Raw genomic sequence first — 13,288 nt, 5'->3', positions numbered from 1 at the left:
CTATTCGGCCGGGCGGTAGCGCTTCAGGCGAAGCGCGTTGCCGACGACGAAAACGCTCGACATCGCCATGGCGGCGGCCGCCAGCATGGGGGACAGCAGCACGCCATAGGCGGGATAGAGTGCGCCGGCGGCGATCGGGATGAGCGCCGCGTTGTAGGCGAAGGCCCAGAACAGGTTTTCCTGGATGTTGCGGATCGTCGCCGCCGACAGGCCGATCGCCTTGACCACGCCGCCGACATCGCCGGACATCAGCACGACGTCGGCGCTTTCGATGGCGATGTCGGTGCCGGTGCCGATCGCGATGCCGACATCGGCGGCGGCGAGCGCCGGCGCATCGTTGATGCCGTCGCCGACGAAGGCGACCTTGCCGCCCTGCGTCCTAAGGCTTTGCACGGCCTCGACTTTTCCATCGGGCAGCACCTCGGCGAGCACCTGGGCGATACCGAGCTTCGCCGCAATCGCCTCGGCGGTTGCGCGGTTGTCGCCCGTCACCATGACGACGCGGCGGCCGAGCTTGTGCAGCGCCGCGACGGCGGCGGCCGAGCCGGGCTTGACCGGATCGGCGATTGCGAAGATGGCTGCGAGCTCGCCGTCGATGGCTGCGTAGAGCGGCGACCGGCCCTCCTTGCCGAGGCGGGCGGCCTCAGTGGCAAAGCCTGAGACATCGATGCCGAGCTTCTTCATGAAGCGGTCGGCGCCGACCGCGACCGCGCGGCTGTCGGCGGTGGCGCGGACGCCGTAGCCGGGCACCGCCTCGAAATCGGCGACCACGGCCGAGCCGAGGCCGTCCGCCTTCGCGGCGGCGACGAGGGCGGCGCCGATCGGATGCTCGGAACGGCCCTCGACGGCGGCGACGAGGCGCAGGATCTCGTCGCGCTTCGAGGGGTTAACAGCGACCAGATCCGTTAACTCAGGACGCCCTTCTGTTAACGTTCCGGTCTTGTCGAAGGCGACGATGGTCGCATCGCGCAACGTCTGCAGCGCGTCGCCCTTGCGGAACAGCACGCCGAACTCGGCCGCCCGTCCTGTCGCCACCATGATCGAGGTCGGCGTGGCGAGGCCCATCGCGCACGGGCAGGCGATGATCAGCACGGCGACGGCGTTGACGAGCGCGAAGGAGAGGGCGGGGTCGGGGCCGTAGATCAGCCAGACGAGGAAGGTGGCGGCGGCCGCCAGCATCACCGCCGGCACGAACCAGGCGGTGACCTTGTCGACCATGGCCTGGATCGGCAGCTTGGCGCCCTGCGCGCTCTCGACCATGCGGATGATCTGGGCGAGCACCGTGTCGGCGCCGACCTTCTCGGCCCGGTAGGAGAAGCTGCCGGTCTTGTTGATGGTACCGCCGACGACCGCCGCGCCGACGCCCTTCTCGACGGGGACGGGCTCGCCGGTGATCATCGCCTCGTCGACGAAGGAGGCGCCCTCGGTGACGATGCCGTCGACGGCGATCTGCTCGCCCGGGCGGACGACGAGGATGTCGCCGACCTTGACCGCGTCGAGCTCGACCTCGACCGGCTGGCCGTCGCGGATGAGCCGCGCGGTCTTCGGGCGCAGCTTGACCAGCTTGCGGATCGCAGCACCCGTCCGGCCCTTGGCGCGGGCTTCCAGCATGCGGCCGAAGAGGACCAGCGTGACGATGACGGCGGCGGCCTCGAAATAGACGTAGCCGGTGCCGGCCGGCAGCCAGCCGGGCAGGAAGGTCGCCACCGTCGAATAGAGATAGGCCGCGCCGGCGCCGATCGCGACCAGCGCGTTCATGTCGGGGGCGAGGCGGAAGAGGGCGGGCAGCCCCTTGCGGAAGAAGACGAGGCCGGGCCCGAACAGCACCAGCGTCGTCAGCGCGAACTGCACGAGGTTGTTCCAGGGGCCGAGCGTCATCATCACCCAGTGATGCAGCGCCGGGATCAGGTGCGAGCCCATCTCGACGACGAAAATCGGCAGCGTCAGAACGCCCGCGACGATGAGCGAGCGGAGAAGCGCGCTCGCCTCGAGGTCGCGCTTTTCGGAGATGTCGTCGGGTTCGTCCGAGGCCTGGACGGCGCGGGCCTCGTAGCCGGCGCCGCGCACCGCCTGTTCCAGCGCGTCGGCCGAAACGACGCCGGCCGGCGCCCAGACGGTCGCCCGCTCGGTGGCGAGGTTGACGCTGGCGCTGGAGACGCCCGGCACCTTCTTCAGCGCCTTCTCCACCCGCGAGACGCAGGACGCGCAGGTCATTCCCTCGATGGTGAGATCAAGTTCGCGATCCGGCGTGAGGGTCTGCGGGGATGGCATGCTGGTCATCGAAAAAGCCCTTTGGGTGGCGTGATGACGATATAGCTAGACCTTCCCATTATTGGAAGGTCAAGGGCGTATTCGGGGCCTTGACCTTCCCATGGTGGGAAACTCCATATTCCACTCGACGGCCGGGGGGAAGGTGATCCCCCGGAATGCCAAGACGCTGAAGGAGCTTGATGAATGCTGACGTTGAAAGTGAAGGACATGTCCTGCGGCCACTGCGTCGCGACGGTCACGAAGACCGTGAAGGGCCTCGATCCCGCCGCCGAGGTAGGCACCGATCTCACCGCCCGGACGGTCCAGGTCGAGAGCACCGTCGACGCGGCCGCGATCGTCGCCGCCCTCGACGACGCCGGCTATCCGAGCGTCCGGATCTGAGGCGATCGACGGCGGAGGCCCGCTGGGGACGCCGCCGTCATCCCCGCGAAGGCGGGGATCCATGCAGCCGCGGCCCCGGGCGGCAAACCTCCCGATGCTTCGGCTGAATGGATCCCGGCTCGGAGGCCGGGATGACGGCGAGCGTGGGGCGGCGGGAGCGGCAGGCTTGCCCTTCACCTCTGCCTGAGGGAGAGGTCGGCGCGAAGCGCCGGGTGAGGGTTTAGGGAACCCTCAGAAAATGGCATCACGCAGCCGGAGCCTGACCGGCAAGGTCGTAAACCCTCACCCGCCGGCCTGCGGCCGTCGACCTCTCCCCATGGGAGAGGTGAAGGCTGGCTTCCTCCGGGAGAGGGGGCGCGGATCTCGCGCTGCCGATGTTCCGGAAAGACCATGCGGCGCCGCCACAACCTCCCCGTCATCCCCGCGAAGGCGGGGATCCATGCAGCCGCAGCCTCGGGCGGCTGAACCTCCCGATGCCTCGGCTGAATGGATCCCGGCTCGGAGGCCGGGATGACGGCGAGCGTGGGGCGGCGGGAGCGCCAGACTTGCCCTTCACCTCTCCCTCAGGGAGAGGTGAGGGCTGGCTTCCTCGGGGAGAGGTGAGGGGGCGCGGATCTCGCGCTGTCGATGTTCCGGAAAGACCATGCGGCGGCGCCACACGCTTCCCGTCATCCCCGCGAAGGCGGGGATCCATGCAGCCGCGCCCTCGGGCGGCAAACCTCCCGATGCTTCGGCTGAATGGATCCCGGCTCGGAGGCCGGGATGACGGCGAGCGTCGGGCGGCGGGAGCGCCAGGCCGGCTTCTTCAGGGGGCGCCGCTTCCCACCACCCGCGCCCGTTCCCGGCGGCGTCTTGCCAGCCAGTTGTCGACGCTCCAGCGGCCGGGGCCGGCGGCGGCGAAATAGAGGAAGACGAAGCAGAACAGGATCGCCTCGATGCCGCCGTTCAGAAGCGGGAAGAAGCCTGCCGGCAGGTGGATGACGAAATAGGCGATCGCCATCTCGCCCGACAGCAGGAAGGCGACCGGGCCGGTGAAGAGGCCGATCAAGAGCAGCGGCGCGCCGATCAGCTCGAACCAGCCGGCGATCCAGAAGATCGAGGAGGGCGGCAGGTTGGAGAGCATCTCCGAATAGGGGAAGCCCAGCAGCTTGGCGGTGCCGTACTGGAGATAGACCAGCGCGGTCACGATGCGCAGCAGCCCGAGTATTTCCCAGCGCCAGTTCCTGAGCACCGGCATGCGGCCGAGATTTCCTTCCATCACCGCCTCCTCCTCGTCGATGAACGCGCGCGCGGGGCCGGTCTCTCGCGAATTCCGCTTCCCCGCCGGAACGAAAACAGCCGCCATGCCTTGTTTATTCGAACGCTGCATGTGGCAAGGAGGACGTTCGATGGCCGTCAAGGAACTGCTGAAGTCGCTGGTGCCCGGTCATGCCGCGCGTAATGCTCGCAAGGAGCAGAATACTCGCCTCGACAAGGAATTGAAGGAATCGTTCCCGACGAGCGATCCGCCGGGCATGGTGCAGCCCGGCTCCGGCATTACCGGCGCCGAGGTGCGGCCGTCGCAATTGTCGCCGTCGCAGCTGGCGAAGGCCAAGGCGAAGAAGCCGCATTAGCTCTTCTTGGGCTCTCCCGGGCGCATTCCGCGCTCCATCTCGCCCCCGCAAGCCTCGCTTCGCGGGGGCTTTTCGTGCGCCGCTACGGCATGGCGAAGACGGGCTTCAGCGCATCGTAGGAGGCGCGGTAGCGCGCGTAGCCATTGTCATAGACGGTGCGGTTCTCCGGGTTCGGCTGCACCAGCGCGCCGCGCGTCGCGAGGCTCGAAATGCCGTTCCAGTCGGAAGCGAGGCCCGTGCCCATCGCCGCGACCCAGGCCGCGCCGACCGAGGAACCATAGGGATTGTCGAGCAACTGCACCGGCGCGCCGACGACATCGGCCATGATCTGCATCCAGACCCGGCTCTTGGTGCCGCCGTCGGAGGCGAAGAAGCGGCTCGGCGCATGGCCCATGTCGGCGAGCACGTCGACATGGTGGCGGAAGCCGTAGGCGATGCCCTCGAGCAGGGCGCGCCAGATATGGCCCCTGCCATGGCCGAGGCTGAGGCCGAGGAAGGTGCCGCGCGCCAGCGGATCGTGGATCGGCGTCTTCTCGCCGAGGAAATAGGGCAGGCAGAGCACGCCGTCGCTGCCGGCCTCGACCGCGCCCGCCAGCTTGTCGAGCGCGACATGCGGGCGTTCTTCGCCGTCCGTTGCGCCGATCAGCCCGGCCAGCCAGTTGAGCGCCGAGCCCGAGGCCGCCATGCAGCCATTCGGCGCGTAGAGGCCGGGGACGAGGTGATAGTCGAGATAGAGCCTGGCATCCGGCTTCGCCTTGTCGGCCGCCACGACGATGTCGCCGGCGCCGCCGAATTTCAGCAGGATGTCGCCCGGCGAGGCGATGCCGGCGGCGAGCGCCGAGGCGATGTGGTCGGCGGCGCCGCCGAAGACCGGCAGGCCCTCGGGCAGGCCGGTGGCGGCGGCGGCCTCGGCCGAGACGCGGCCCATTTCCTCATGCGTCACGGTGCGGTCCGGCACGGCGCTGCGGGGGATGCCGGCCAGCGCCACCAGGTCATCGGCGATGCGGTCGGTGGCGACGTCGGTGAAGCCCGCCTCCAGCGCCCAGTTCTGCTCGACGGCGCGGCGGCCGGTCAGGCGCCAGTTCACATAGTCGTAGGAGCCGAACACGGTGGCGATGCGACGGAAGACGTCCGGCTCGTGCTTCGCGATCCAGCGCAGTTTGGCGGCGACGAGCTGCTGGTTGACGCCGTTGCCGGTGCGCTTCAGGAACGCCGCCTCGTCGACCTCGCGCTTCAGCCCCTCGACCTCGGCGCCGCAGCGCCCGTCGCTCTGCTGGATGCTGGGGCGGAGCACGCCGCCCTCGGCGTCGAGCAGGACGACGGCCGGCAGCATGCCGGTGACGCAAATGCCGGCGAGCGATTCCGGCCCGTCCGGCAGGGCGGCGATCGTCTCGCGCAGCACGGCGCAGCTGTTCGCCCACCATTCCGCCGGATCTTCCTCGGCCCAGCCGGGACGCGGCGACGAGAGCGCCACCGGGCGCGATGCCATGTGCAGGATGTCGTCCGGCACGCGCACGGCGATGGCGATGGTCGAGGTCGTGCCGATATCGAGGCCGATAACAGTCGTCTTCCGGGCGGGCATCGAGAGGATCCAGTCTGTTGCAGGGCGTTCTTCGGAGGTCAGGCGACCGGCCAGTTCCTATTCGAGCTGGCGGTCATGGCCGGCCACCACGACTTCGATCTCGGCCGCGGCGAGCGCGCGGGCGAGATGGGGCGGCGGCGGCGCGTCGGTGACGAGGATGTCGGCGCCGGAGAGCTCGCAGACGCGCGCCAGCGAACGGTGATCGAATTTCGAGGAATCGCACAGGATGACGACCCGGTCGGCCCGCGCGATGAAGGCGCGCTTCACCTCGGTGTCCTCGACCGAATAGTCGAAGAAGCCGGCCTCGATCAGGCCGGAGACGCCGATGAACACCCGGTCGATGTTGTAGTTCTGTAATTCGCCGACGGCGCGCGAGCCGACAACCGATTGTTCGGGATTGCGCACTTCGCCGCCGAGCACATAGACCGGGCTCTTCGAGGCCGACAGCGTCATGGCGGCGCGCAGGCTGTTGGTGAAGACGCGCAGATCCGCGCGTTCGACCACGGCTTCCGCCAGCGTCAGGGTCGAGGTGCCGACATCGATGCCGATCGTCTCGCCGGGGCCGATCAGCGCGGCGGCGGCCATGGCGATCGCCGATTTCTCGCGGGCGTTGCGGTGGCGCCGGCTCTTGAAGGCCGGCTCGTCGACGTCGAAGATTTCGCGCGGATTGACCGTCGACGACACAGCGCCGCCATGGGTTCTGGCCAGAAGGCCGCGTTCCGACAGCACGACGAGATCGCGCCGGACCGTCATCTCGGAGATGCCGAGATCGCTGGCGAACTTCGATACCGACAGGAAGCCGTTGCCGGCGATGACGTCGAGGATCAACGACTGGCGGGCGCCGGCGGGCATGCGGGCGAAGTCGCGGCCGACCCACTCGGCGCGGGCCGCGTCCTCCGGGTCGAGCTCCGGCTCCGGCATCAGGTCGGCTGGCATGGCAGGTTCCCTTCAGATGCTTCGGCGGCCAAGGGTTTCGAACAATAGCGAACATTAAACGGCTGGATGGCGTTGTAAAGTGTTCGATTTTGCGATTTGCTTGGGACCTCAACCCACAGAGGACAGACAGATGGCCGGCATATTCGATCTCACTGGACGCAAGGCAATTGTCACGGGCGGATCGAAAGGGATCGGCGCCGCGATCGCGCGGGCGCTCGACAAGGCGGGCGCGACCGTCGCCATCGCCGATCTCGACGTGATGGCGGCGCAGTCCGTCGTCGCGGGACTGAAGAATGGCGGCTTCGCCGTCGAGGTCGACGTGACCAAGCGCGACTCGGTCGAGCGCGCGCTCGACAAGGCGACCGAGGGCATCGGCGGCTTCGACCTGCTCTGCGCCAATGCCGGCGTCTCGACGATGCGCCCCGCCGTCGACATCACCGACGAGGAATGGGACTTCAACTTCGACGTCAACGCGCGCGGCGTCTTCCTCGCCAACCAGATCGCCTGCCGGCGCTTCCTCGCCTCCGACACCAAGGGCGTGATCGTCAACACGGCTTCGCTCGCCGCCAAGGTCGGCGCGCCGCTGCTCGCGCACTACTCCGCCTCGAAGTTCGCCGTGTTCGGCTGGACGCAGGCGCTGGCGCGCGAGATGGCGCCGAAGGGCATCCGCGTCAACTGCGTCTGCCCGGGCTTCGTCAAGACCTCGATGCAGGAGCGCGAGGTGCTCTGGGAGGCGGAACTGCGCGGCATGACGCCGGAGGCGGTCCGCGCCGAATATGTCTCGCTGACCCCGCTCGGCCGCATCGAGGAGCCGGAGGACGTCGCCGACGTGGTGGTGTTCCTCGCCTCCGAGGCCGCCCGCTTCATGACCGGCCAGGGCATCAACGTCACCGGCGGCGTCCGCATGGACTGACGCCGGTTTTCCCGGTTCGCGCTCCTTCACGCGAACCGGGATTTCCTTCGTTCGAAGACGTCTGGGATCACCGCGACCGGCCGGCCGCGGTGAATTCCGTCACATAGGCGGCGAAGGCGATCAGCGGGATAGCGAGGCCCGCCACGAGCACGCCGTTCCAGCCGAAATTCTCGTAGAGCGGGCTGGCGATGGCCGAGCCGACGGCTCCGCCCATGAAGAAGATCGCCACATAGAGGCCGCTCAGCCGGCCGCGGATCGCCGGCGCCAGCATGTAGAGCACGCGCTGGCCGAACACCGTGTTTCCCTGCACGCAGAAATCGATGACGATCGCCGCGATCACCAGCGCCGCGATCGAGCCGATGGCGGCGAGGCCGGACAGCGCGAAGGCGGCGAAGGTGCCGAGGATCACCAGCCCGGTGCCGATCTGCACATAGCCGCGATCGGCGAGCCGCCCCGCCAGCGGCGCCGACAGCGCGCCCGCGGCGCCGGCGAGCGCGAACAGCGCGATCTCCGACTGCGACAGGTGGAACGGCGCGCCGGCGAGCTCCAGCGGCACGCTGGTCCAGAACAGGCTGAAGCAGGCGAACAGGCAGAACTGGTAGAGCCCGCGCCGGCGCAGCGCCGGCGTATCGCGCAGGATCGGCCAGAGCGAGCCGATCAGCGCGCCGTAGGAATAGCCCGAATGCGGCGTGCGGCGCGGCAGGAAGCGCGCGAGCAGCAGCGTCAGCGCCAGCATCAGCCCGGACGAGGCGATGAAGACGCCGCGCCAGCCGACGAGATCGGACAGGAAGCCGGCGAGCGGGCGGGCGAACATGATGCCGATCATCAGACCGCCCATGACGTTGCCGACGGTGCGGCCGCGCGTGGCGTCATCCGCCATGTGGGCCGCCATCGGCACCAGGATCTGCGCGACGCTGGCGCAGGCGCCGATGAACAGCACCGCGCCGAGGAAGGGCAGGGCGCGCGGCGCGATCGCCGCCAGAAGCAGCGCGAAGGCGGTGATCGCGACGGCCACCAGCACCAGCTTGCGGTTCTCGAGAATGTCGGCGAGCGGCACCAGCAGCACCAGGCCGAGGCCGTAGCCGAGCTGCGTCAGCGTCACGACGAGGCTGGCGAGCGCCGGCGACAGGCCGATATCCGGCCCGATCAGCGCGATCAGCGGCTGGGCGTAATAGAGGTTGGCGGCGATCGCGCCGCAGGCGGCCGCCATCAGGATGGTCAGGGGCGTCGTGATGGTCGGGGAGAGCGTGGCTTCGGCTGTGGGGCCGGAGCCGTTGGATTCGGGCAGTCGCATCAGGGTTCTCGCAGGCGGCGAAGACCGGCGGGAAATTCAGCCGGGCGCGAGACATGCCAGCTTTCGCCGGCCGATCCAATCCCCGCGGCCGTCGAGACCGATCACGATTGCGCTCGCGGCCTCAGTCACGCGGCATGAGCATACCTTTGCGCGCCACCAGCCGGCCGCGCTTGATCACCGTCCGGTCGAGCGGCGCGCCGGCCACCGCCTCGGGCAGGGTATCGGCCGCGAGCAGGACGAGATCGGCGCGCTTGCCGGGCGCGATGCCGTAATGCTCGATGCCGAGGACCGCGGCCGGGATTTCGGTGACCATGGCGAAGGCGTGCGCAAGGCTGGCGTCGGCGAGGAAATCCTGGCGATAGCCGACCAGCTGGGCCCGGCGCAGCAGGTCGCCGTCGCCATAGGGCGACCAGGCGTCGCGAATGTTGTCGGAGCCGGCGAACACGGTGACGCCAGCGGCGTTCAGCCGGCGGACCGGCGGCATGGCGACGGGGCCGGGGCCGTTGGTCATGATCGCGACGCGCGCGGCGGCGAGCGCCTCGGCGGTGCGGCCGAACTCGAAATCGTCGATCTGGCCGAGCGCGAAGGCGTGGCTGACGGCGACCTTGCCCTCGAGGCCGAGCGCGATGGTGCGGGCGGCGATCTGCCGGAGTTCGAAGGCGCCGAGGGGGCCCGGATCATGCAGATGGATGTCGAGGCCGACGCCATGCCGCTCGGCGATGGCGAAGATGGCGTCGAGATGGCCGGTGACGTCCTGGTCGATGCCGGCCGGATCGAGCCCGCCGACGAGATCGGCGCCCTCGCGGATGGCGACGTCGAGCAGTTCGGTGGTGCCGGGATCGGTGATCACGCCGCTCTGCGGAAAGGCGACGATCTGGATGTCGACCAGGTCCCAGTAGCGCTCCTTGAGGCGCAGCAGCGCATGCAGGCCGGCGAGGCCGACCTCGGTGTCGATGTCGACATGGCTGCGCAAACTGCCGGTGCCGAAGGCGGTGATCTGCTCGATCAGCCGGCCGCCGCGCTCCTCGATCGGCAGCGCCAGCGTGCGGCGCAGCGTCTTTTCCGCCTCGATGCGGAGCGCCACCGTATCGCCCGGCAGATGCGGGATGAAGGGCAGGCCGAGCAGCGTCTTGTCGAGATGGATGTGGCCCTCGACGAAGGAGGGCGCGACGATCCGGTCGGTGGCGTCGATGCGGTCGCAATCGTCCGGGCCCTGGCCGGCCGGCAAGACGGCGGCGATGGTCTCGCCGGCGATCACGATGTCGACGGTATGGCCCCCCGCCGTCCGGGCGCCGGCGACGACGAGGCTCGGCTGCATGTCTTCCGTCACTTAAAACTCCGTCAGTCCATCAGGCCCATGCGCCGCGCCGCGACGACTCGGTAGAGACGGTCACCATAGACCTTCTCTTCCTCGCGCGCCGAGAAGACGAGGCTGATGTCGTGCTCGTCCTCGGACTGCACGGCGGCCGCCGCGATCTCCGGCCAGCCCGGCGCCGGCAGATGGCGCCATGCGTCCAGCTGCTCGGCGCTCGGCAGTTCCGGAAAGCCGATCTTCGGCACCAGCGAGGCGATGATCTGCCAGAAATGGCGCTGCAGCGCCGGGCGGTCGGCCTCGGCGAGATGCGGCCCGATCAGGCGGATCCAGTGCGATCCCGTCAGCGCGTGCAGCGAGGAGAAATCCATCGTCGCCGCGAACAGCGCCAGCGACGTCTCGGCGAGGCGCCGGCCGGTATCGGGACCGATCTCCAGCCAGTCGACGACCGGGGCGAAGTCGGGCGCCGCGCCGGCGGCGCGGATGTTGTGCCAGAGCAGATCCGTCTCCGGCACGACATGGTGCATGTCGGGCAGGGCGCAGGCGCGGGCGAGCACCTCGCCGGGATCGTCGGTGATCGGGGCGGCGCCGGTCGAAGGCGGCATCGGCAGATAGGTCGCGGCCCAGTAGCCGAGCGCCGTGCCGGTTTCGGCCGGGTCCATCCGCATCAGCGCGTAGGCGGTGCGCATCATGCCGTGCATCGCGCTGGCGCCGATGCCGGGGATCAGCGTCGGCAGGTACGCCTGCACGGCCGTGTCGATGCCGAGCCGGCGCACTTCCGCCTCGAAGAAGGCGCGATAGTCATATTCGCGCGAGCGATCGCCGAGGGCGTCGGTCCAGCGTTCCCGCTCGATCGGGGCAACCGGCGGCGGTGTCGGCACCAGCCCGTTGGTCGTGCGGTAATTGTCGAAATACTGCCGGAGCCGCTCGTTCGACGCGCCGAGCCGTTCCAGCGCGACGATCATCATCGGCAAGTGGCTGGCGAGCAGGACGGGAAATTCGGCGCTGAAAAGCCGACCCTCGACCAGAAGCTCGTCGACCGTATCCGGTTCGGTCCGCGGTGCTAGGGCCATGACGTTCCTCCCCTATGTTGTTGTCGAACGTGCCGATCCGTCCCGGTCCGGTGACGGTCGCCGTTGAAGAAAAAATCCGGTCCCGGCCAGCCGGCGTCGGCGGCCCGGGCGAGCACCGAACATTATGCGCCGACTTTTCGTCCATGCTGCCGAAATTGCGCGCTCCCCAAGCCCCGAGCGCTCTGTCATCATGCCCGCAAGGCATCGGGCGTCGCGCAGATGTTCGGTCGAGAGTTTCAACTGTGCTGGTTTCGAACAATCGAACATGGTCGGATACATGGAATTAACATGCGATATCTTCGAGAGTGGCCGAGTTGCTCAATGCTAAGCCATCAATTTCTGTTTTTGTAGCATGAAATTTGTGCAACACGTGATGAAATGTAAATTATTGAGTGTCGCATTGTTTGGGATATACTCCAATTTGCGCATCTATCACAACGGAAGAGAGTCCTAACAATGATTACGACGTCTTTCTGGAAGCTCGGCGCGGCCAGCCTGGTCATGGCAGGGCTGGCCGGCGCCGCGACGGCGGCGGACAAGCCGCTCGCAGGCATAACGCTCACGCTCGCGTCGCAAAACGATCAGTACGCGCCTGTCATCGCCAAGCTCGCCCCCAAGTTCGAGGAAGCAACGGGCGCGAAGGTCAAGGTCGATATTCTCGACTACGGCTCGCTGCTGACCAAGACGCAGGCCGATTTCGTCGGTCACACCAAGAGCTATGACCTGGTGACGATGGATATCGTCTGGGCGGGGCAATATGCCGACAATAAATATACGGTCGACCTGACCGACTGGATCAAGCGCGACGCGGCGGAGATCCAGCTCGACGACATCTATCCGGCGATGCTGAAATATATCGGCCAGTATGACGGCAAGCAGGTCGCCTTCCCGTTCGCCGGCTACGCGGCCGTGCTCGCCTATCGCAAGGACCTGCTCGAGGCGGCCGGCCTGAAGGTCCCGGAAACCGCCGAGGACTTCGTCGCCGCGGCGGTCAAGCTGACCAACCCCGACAAGAAGACCTACGGCTTCGTCGCCAACGGCCAGAAGGGCCCGGCGGTGGCGCAGGACTGGCTGCAGTACAACGCCCAGCTCGGCGGCTCGGTGCTGGGCCCCGACGGCAAGCCGGCGATCAACTCCGAAGCCAACATCAACAGCCTGAAGATCTACAAGGAGCTGTTCGACAAGGCGGCCCCTCCGGGCGCGGTCGACTATGACTGGGGCGGCCGCGAGGAGAGCTTCCGCCAGGGCCTGGTCGCGATGATGGAGACGTGGTCGGTCGGCGCGCCGGGTTATTATGACCCGTCGATGTCGAAGATCGTCGATCATGTGGCGATCACCACGACGCCGGGCGCCAAGGGCCTGCCGGTCAAGTACGGCCTCGGCGGCTGGGGCATGGGCATCAACGCCGACATCGCACCCGCCCAGCAGGAAGCGGCCTGGCAGTTCATCAAGTGGCTGACCAGCCCCGAGGTCCAGAAGGAACTCAATCTGGAAGGCGCCGGCAGCTATATCCGCAAGTCGACGCTGGCCGATCCGGACCTGAACAAGAAGTTCCCCTACCTGCCGGTCCTCGCCAAGTCCTTCGAGAATGGCGATGGCGACTACCGCCCGCGGATTCCGCAGTATCCGGAAATCCAGGACCTGCTCGGCACGGCCGTGAACGCCGTTCTGGTCGGCGGCGTCGAGCCCAAGGCGGCGCTCGACGACGTCCAGGCCAAGGCCGAAAAGCTGTTCTGAGCCGAAAGGCCCGAACGTAGGAGACGGCACCGCTCTTCGCCCTCCCCCTCGCGGGGGAGGGTTCTGGAGAGGTGCGAGCACCGATGCCTGGAGGTTGGCATTGGGCCGGTGTCCAATTTTGGATACGATGGCCCGATCCCCTCCCTAGCCCTCCCGACAAGGGGAGGGGACAGACC

The 13,288-nt window shown here is 68.1% G+C and carries 11 protein-coding genes; 4 read left to right on the top strand and 7 right to left on the bottom strand.

Going from position 1 to position 13,288, the window contains the following annotated elements:
• Positions 1 to 2,271 (bottom strand): heavy metal translocating P-type ATPase, encoded by a 2,271-nt coding sequence (locus AC6HZP_RS17590; protein WP_497523878.1) that lies wholly within the window; start codon positions 2,269 to 2,271, stop codon positions 1 to 3.
• A 183-nt stretch (positions 2,272 to 2,454) separates the two neighbouring features.
• On the opposite strand from AC6HZP_RS17590, the gene AC6HZP_RS17585 reads away from it, so the two are divergent.
• Complete coding sequence (locus AC6HZP_RS17585; protein WP_497523877.1) at positions 2,455 to 2,652, top strand: heavy-metal-associated domain-containing protein; 198 nt, start codon at positions 2,455 to 2,457, stop codon at positions 2,650 to 2,652.
• An 805-nt stretch (positions 2,653 to 3,457) separates the two neighbouring features.
• Here AC6HZP_RS17585 and AC6HZP_RS17580 read toward each other — a convergent pair.
• On the bottom strand, positions 3,458 to 3,910 hold the full coding sequence (locus AC6HZP_RS17580; protein WP_497523876.1) for a DoxX family protein: 453 nt from the start codon (positions 3,908 to 3,910) through the stop codon (positions 3,458 to 3,460).
• Between the two features lie 130 nt (positions 3,911 to 4,040).
• On the opposite strand from AC6HZP_RS17580, the gene AC6HZP_RS17575 reads away from it, so the two are divergent.
• The gene (locus AC6HZP_RS17575) at positions 4,041 to 4,265 is read left to right on the top strand and encodes a hypothetical protein (protein ID WP_497523875.1); all 225 of its coding nucleotides are present in this window, start codon (positions 4,041 to 4,043) and stop codon (positions 4,263 to 4,265) included.
• Between the two features lie 82 nt (positions 4,266 to 4,347).
• Here AC6HZP_RS17575 and AC6HZP_RS17570 read toward each other — a convergent pair whose 3' ends face one another.
• On the bottom strand, positions 4,348 to 5,847 hold the full coding sequence (locus AC6HZP_RS17570) for an FGGY-family carbohydrate kinase (protein ID WP_497523874.1): 1,500 nt from the start codon (positions 5,845 to 5,847) through the stop codon (positions 4,348 to 4,350).
• Between the two features lie 57 nt (positions 5,848 to 5,904).
• Positions 5,905 to 6,783, bottom strand: a complete 879-nt coding sequence (locus AC6HZP_RS17565) for a DeoR/GlpR family DNA-binding transcription regulator (RefSeq protein WP_201400386.1) — start codon at positions 6,781 to 6,783, stop codon at positions 5,905 to 5,907.
• 130 nt (positions 6,784 to 6,913) lie between these two features.
• Between AC6HZP_RS17565 and AC6HZP_RS17560 the strand changes: the two genes are divergently transcribed.
• Entirely contained in the window at positions 6,914 to 7,696 is a 783-nt protein-coding gene (locus tag AC6HZP_RS17560) for an SDR family NAD(P)-dependent oxidoreductase (protein WP_201400385.1), read from the top strand.
• 67 nt (positions 7,697 to 7,763) lie between these two features.
• Here AC6HZP_RS17560 and AC6HZP_RS17555 read toward each other — a convergent pair whose 3' ends face one another.
• The 3 genes from AC6HZP_RS17555 to AC6HZP_RS17545 all read right to left on the bottom strand — a co-directional run bounded on the left by AC6HZP_RS17555 (position 7,764) and on the right by AC6HZP_RS17545 (position 11,375).
• Complete coding sequence (locus tag AC6HZP_RS17555; protein WP_497523873.1) at positions 7,764 to 8,990, bottom strand: MFS transporter; 1,227 nt, start codon at positions 8,988 to 8,990, stop codon at positions 7,764 to 7,766.
• Between the two features lie 121 nt (positions 8,991 to 9,111).
• Complete coding sequence (locus tag AC6HZP_RS17550; protein WP_497526818.1) at positions 9,112 to 10,308, bottom strand: amidohydrolase family protein; 1,197 nt, start codon at positions 10,306 to 10,308, stop codon at positions 9,112 to 9,114.
• 23 nt (positions 10,309 to 10,331) lie between these two features.
• Positions 10,332 to 11,375, bottom strand: coding sequence for a questin oxidase family protein (locus tag AC6HZP_RS17545; protein WP_497523872.1), 1,044 nt, complete (start codon positions 11,373 to 11,375; stop codon positions 10,332 to 10,334).
• Positions 11,376 to 11,831: 456 nt separating this feature from the next.
• Here AC6HZP_RS17545 and AC6HZP_RS17540 point away from each other — a divergent pair, with 456 nt between their 5' ends.
• Positions 11,832 to 13,112 (top strand): extracellular solute-binding protein, encoded by a 1,281-nt coding sequence (locus AC6HZP_RS17540; RefSeq protein ID WP_201400383.1) that lies wholly within the window; start codon positions 11,832 to 11,834, stop codon positions 13,110 to 13,112.
• The last annotated feature ends 176 nt before the right edge of the window (positions 13,113 to 13,288 follow it).

This window comes from Kaistia sp. SLG-1 (assembly GCF_059699055.1).
Note: the sequence above shows the minus strand (reverse complement) of the source record. Positions and strands in the feature narration are given on the sequence as shown.

Excerpts from the sequence above, each read along its gene's own strand:
- AC6HZP_RS17575 (WP_497523875.1), top strand. The coding sequence starts at position 4,041 with ATGGCCGTCAAGGAACTGCTGAAGTCGCTGGTGCCCGGTCATGCCGCG.
- AC6HZP_RS17590 (WP_497523878.1), bottom strand. The coding sequence starts at position 2,271 with ATGCCATCCCCGCAGACCCTCACGCCGGATCGCGAACTTGATCTCACC.
- AC6HZP_RS17555 (WP_497523873.1), bottom strand. The coding sequence starts at position 8,990 with ATGCGACTGCCCGAATCCAACGGCTCCGGCCCCACAGCCGAAGCCACG.
- AC6HZP_RS17565 (WP_201400386.1), bottom strand. The coding sequence starts at position 6,783 with ATGCCAGCCGACCTGATGCCGGAGCCGGAGCTCGACCCGGAGGACGCG.
- AC6HZP_RS17540 (WP_201400383.1), top strand. The coding sequence starts at position 11,832 with ATGATTACGACGTCTTTCTGGAAGCTCGGCGCGGCCAGCCTGGTCATG.
- AC6HZP_RS17585 (WP_497523877.1), top strand. The coding sequence starts at position 2,455 with ATGCTGACGTTGAAAGTGAAGGACATGTCCTGCGGCCACTGCGTCGCG.
- AC6HZP_RS17545 (WP_497523872.1), bottom strand. The coding sequence starts at position 11,375 with ATGGCCCTAGCACCGCGGACCGAACCGGATACGGTCGACGAGCTTCTG.
- AC6HZP_RS17570 (WP_497523874.1), bottom strand. The coding sequence starts at position 5,847 with ATGCCCGCCCGGAAGACGACTGTTATCGGCCTCGATATCGGCACGACC.
- AC6HZP_RS17550 (WP_497526818.1), bottom strand. The coding sequence starts at position 10,308 with ATGCAGCCGAGCCTCGTCGTCGCCGGCGCCCGGACGGCGGGGGGCCAT.
- AC6HZP_RS17560 (WP_201400385.1), top strand. The coding sequence starts at position 6,914 with ATGGCCGGCATATTCGATCTCACTGGACGCAAGGCAATTGTCACGGGC.
- AC6HZP_RS17580 (WP_497523876.1), bottom strand. The coding sequence starts at position 3,910 with ATGGAAGGAAATCTCGGCCGCATGCCGGTGCTCAGGAACTGGCGCTGG.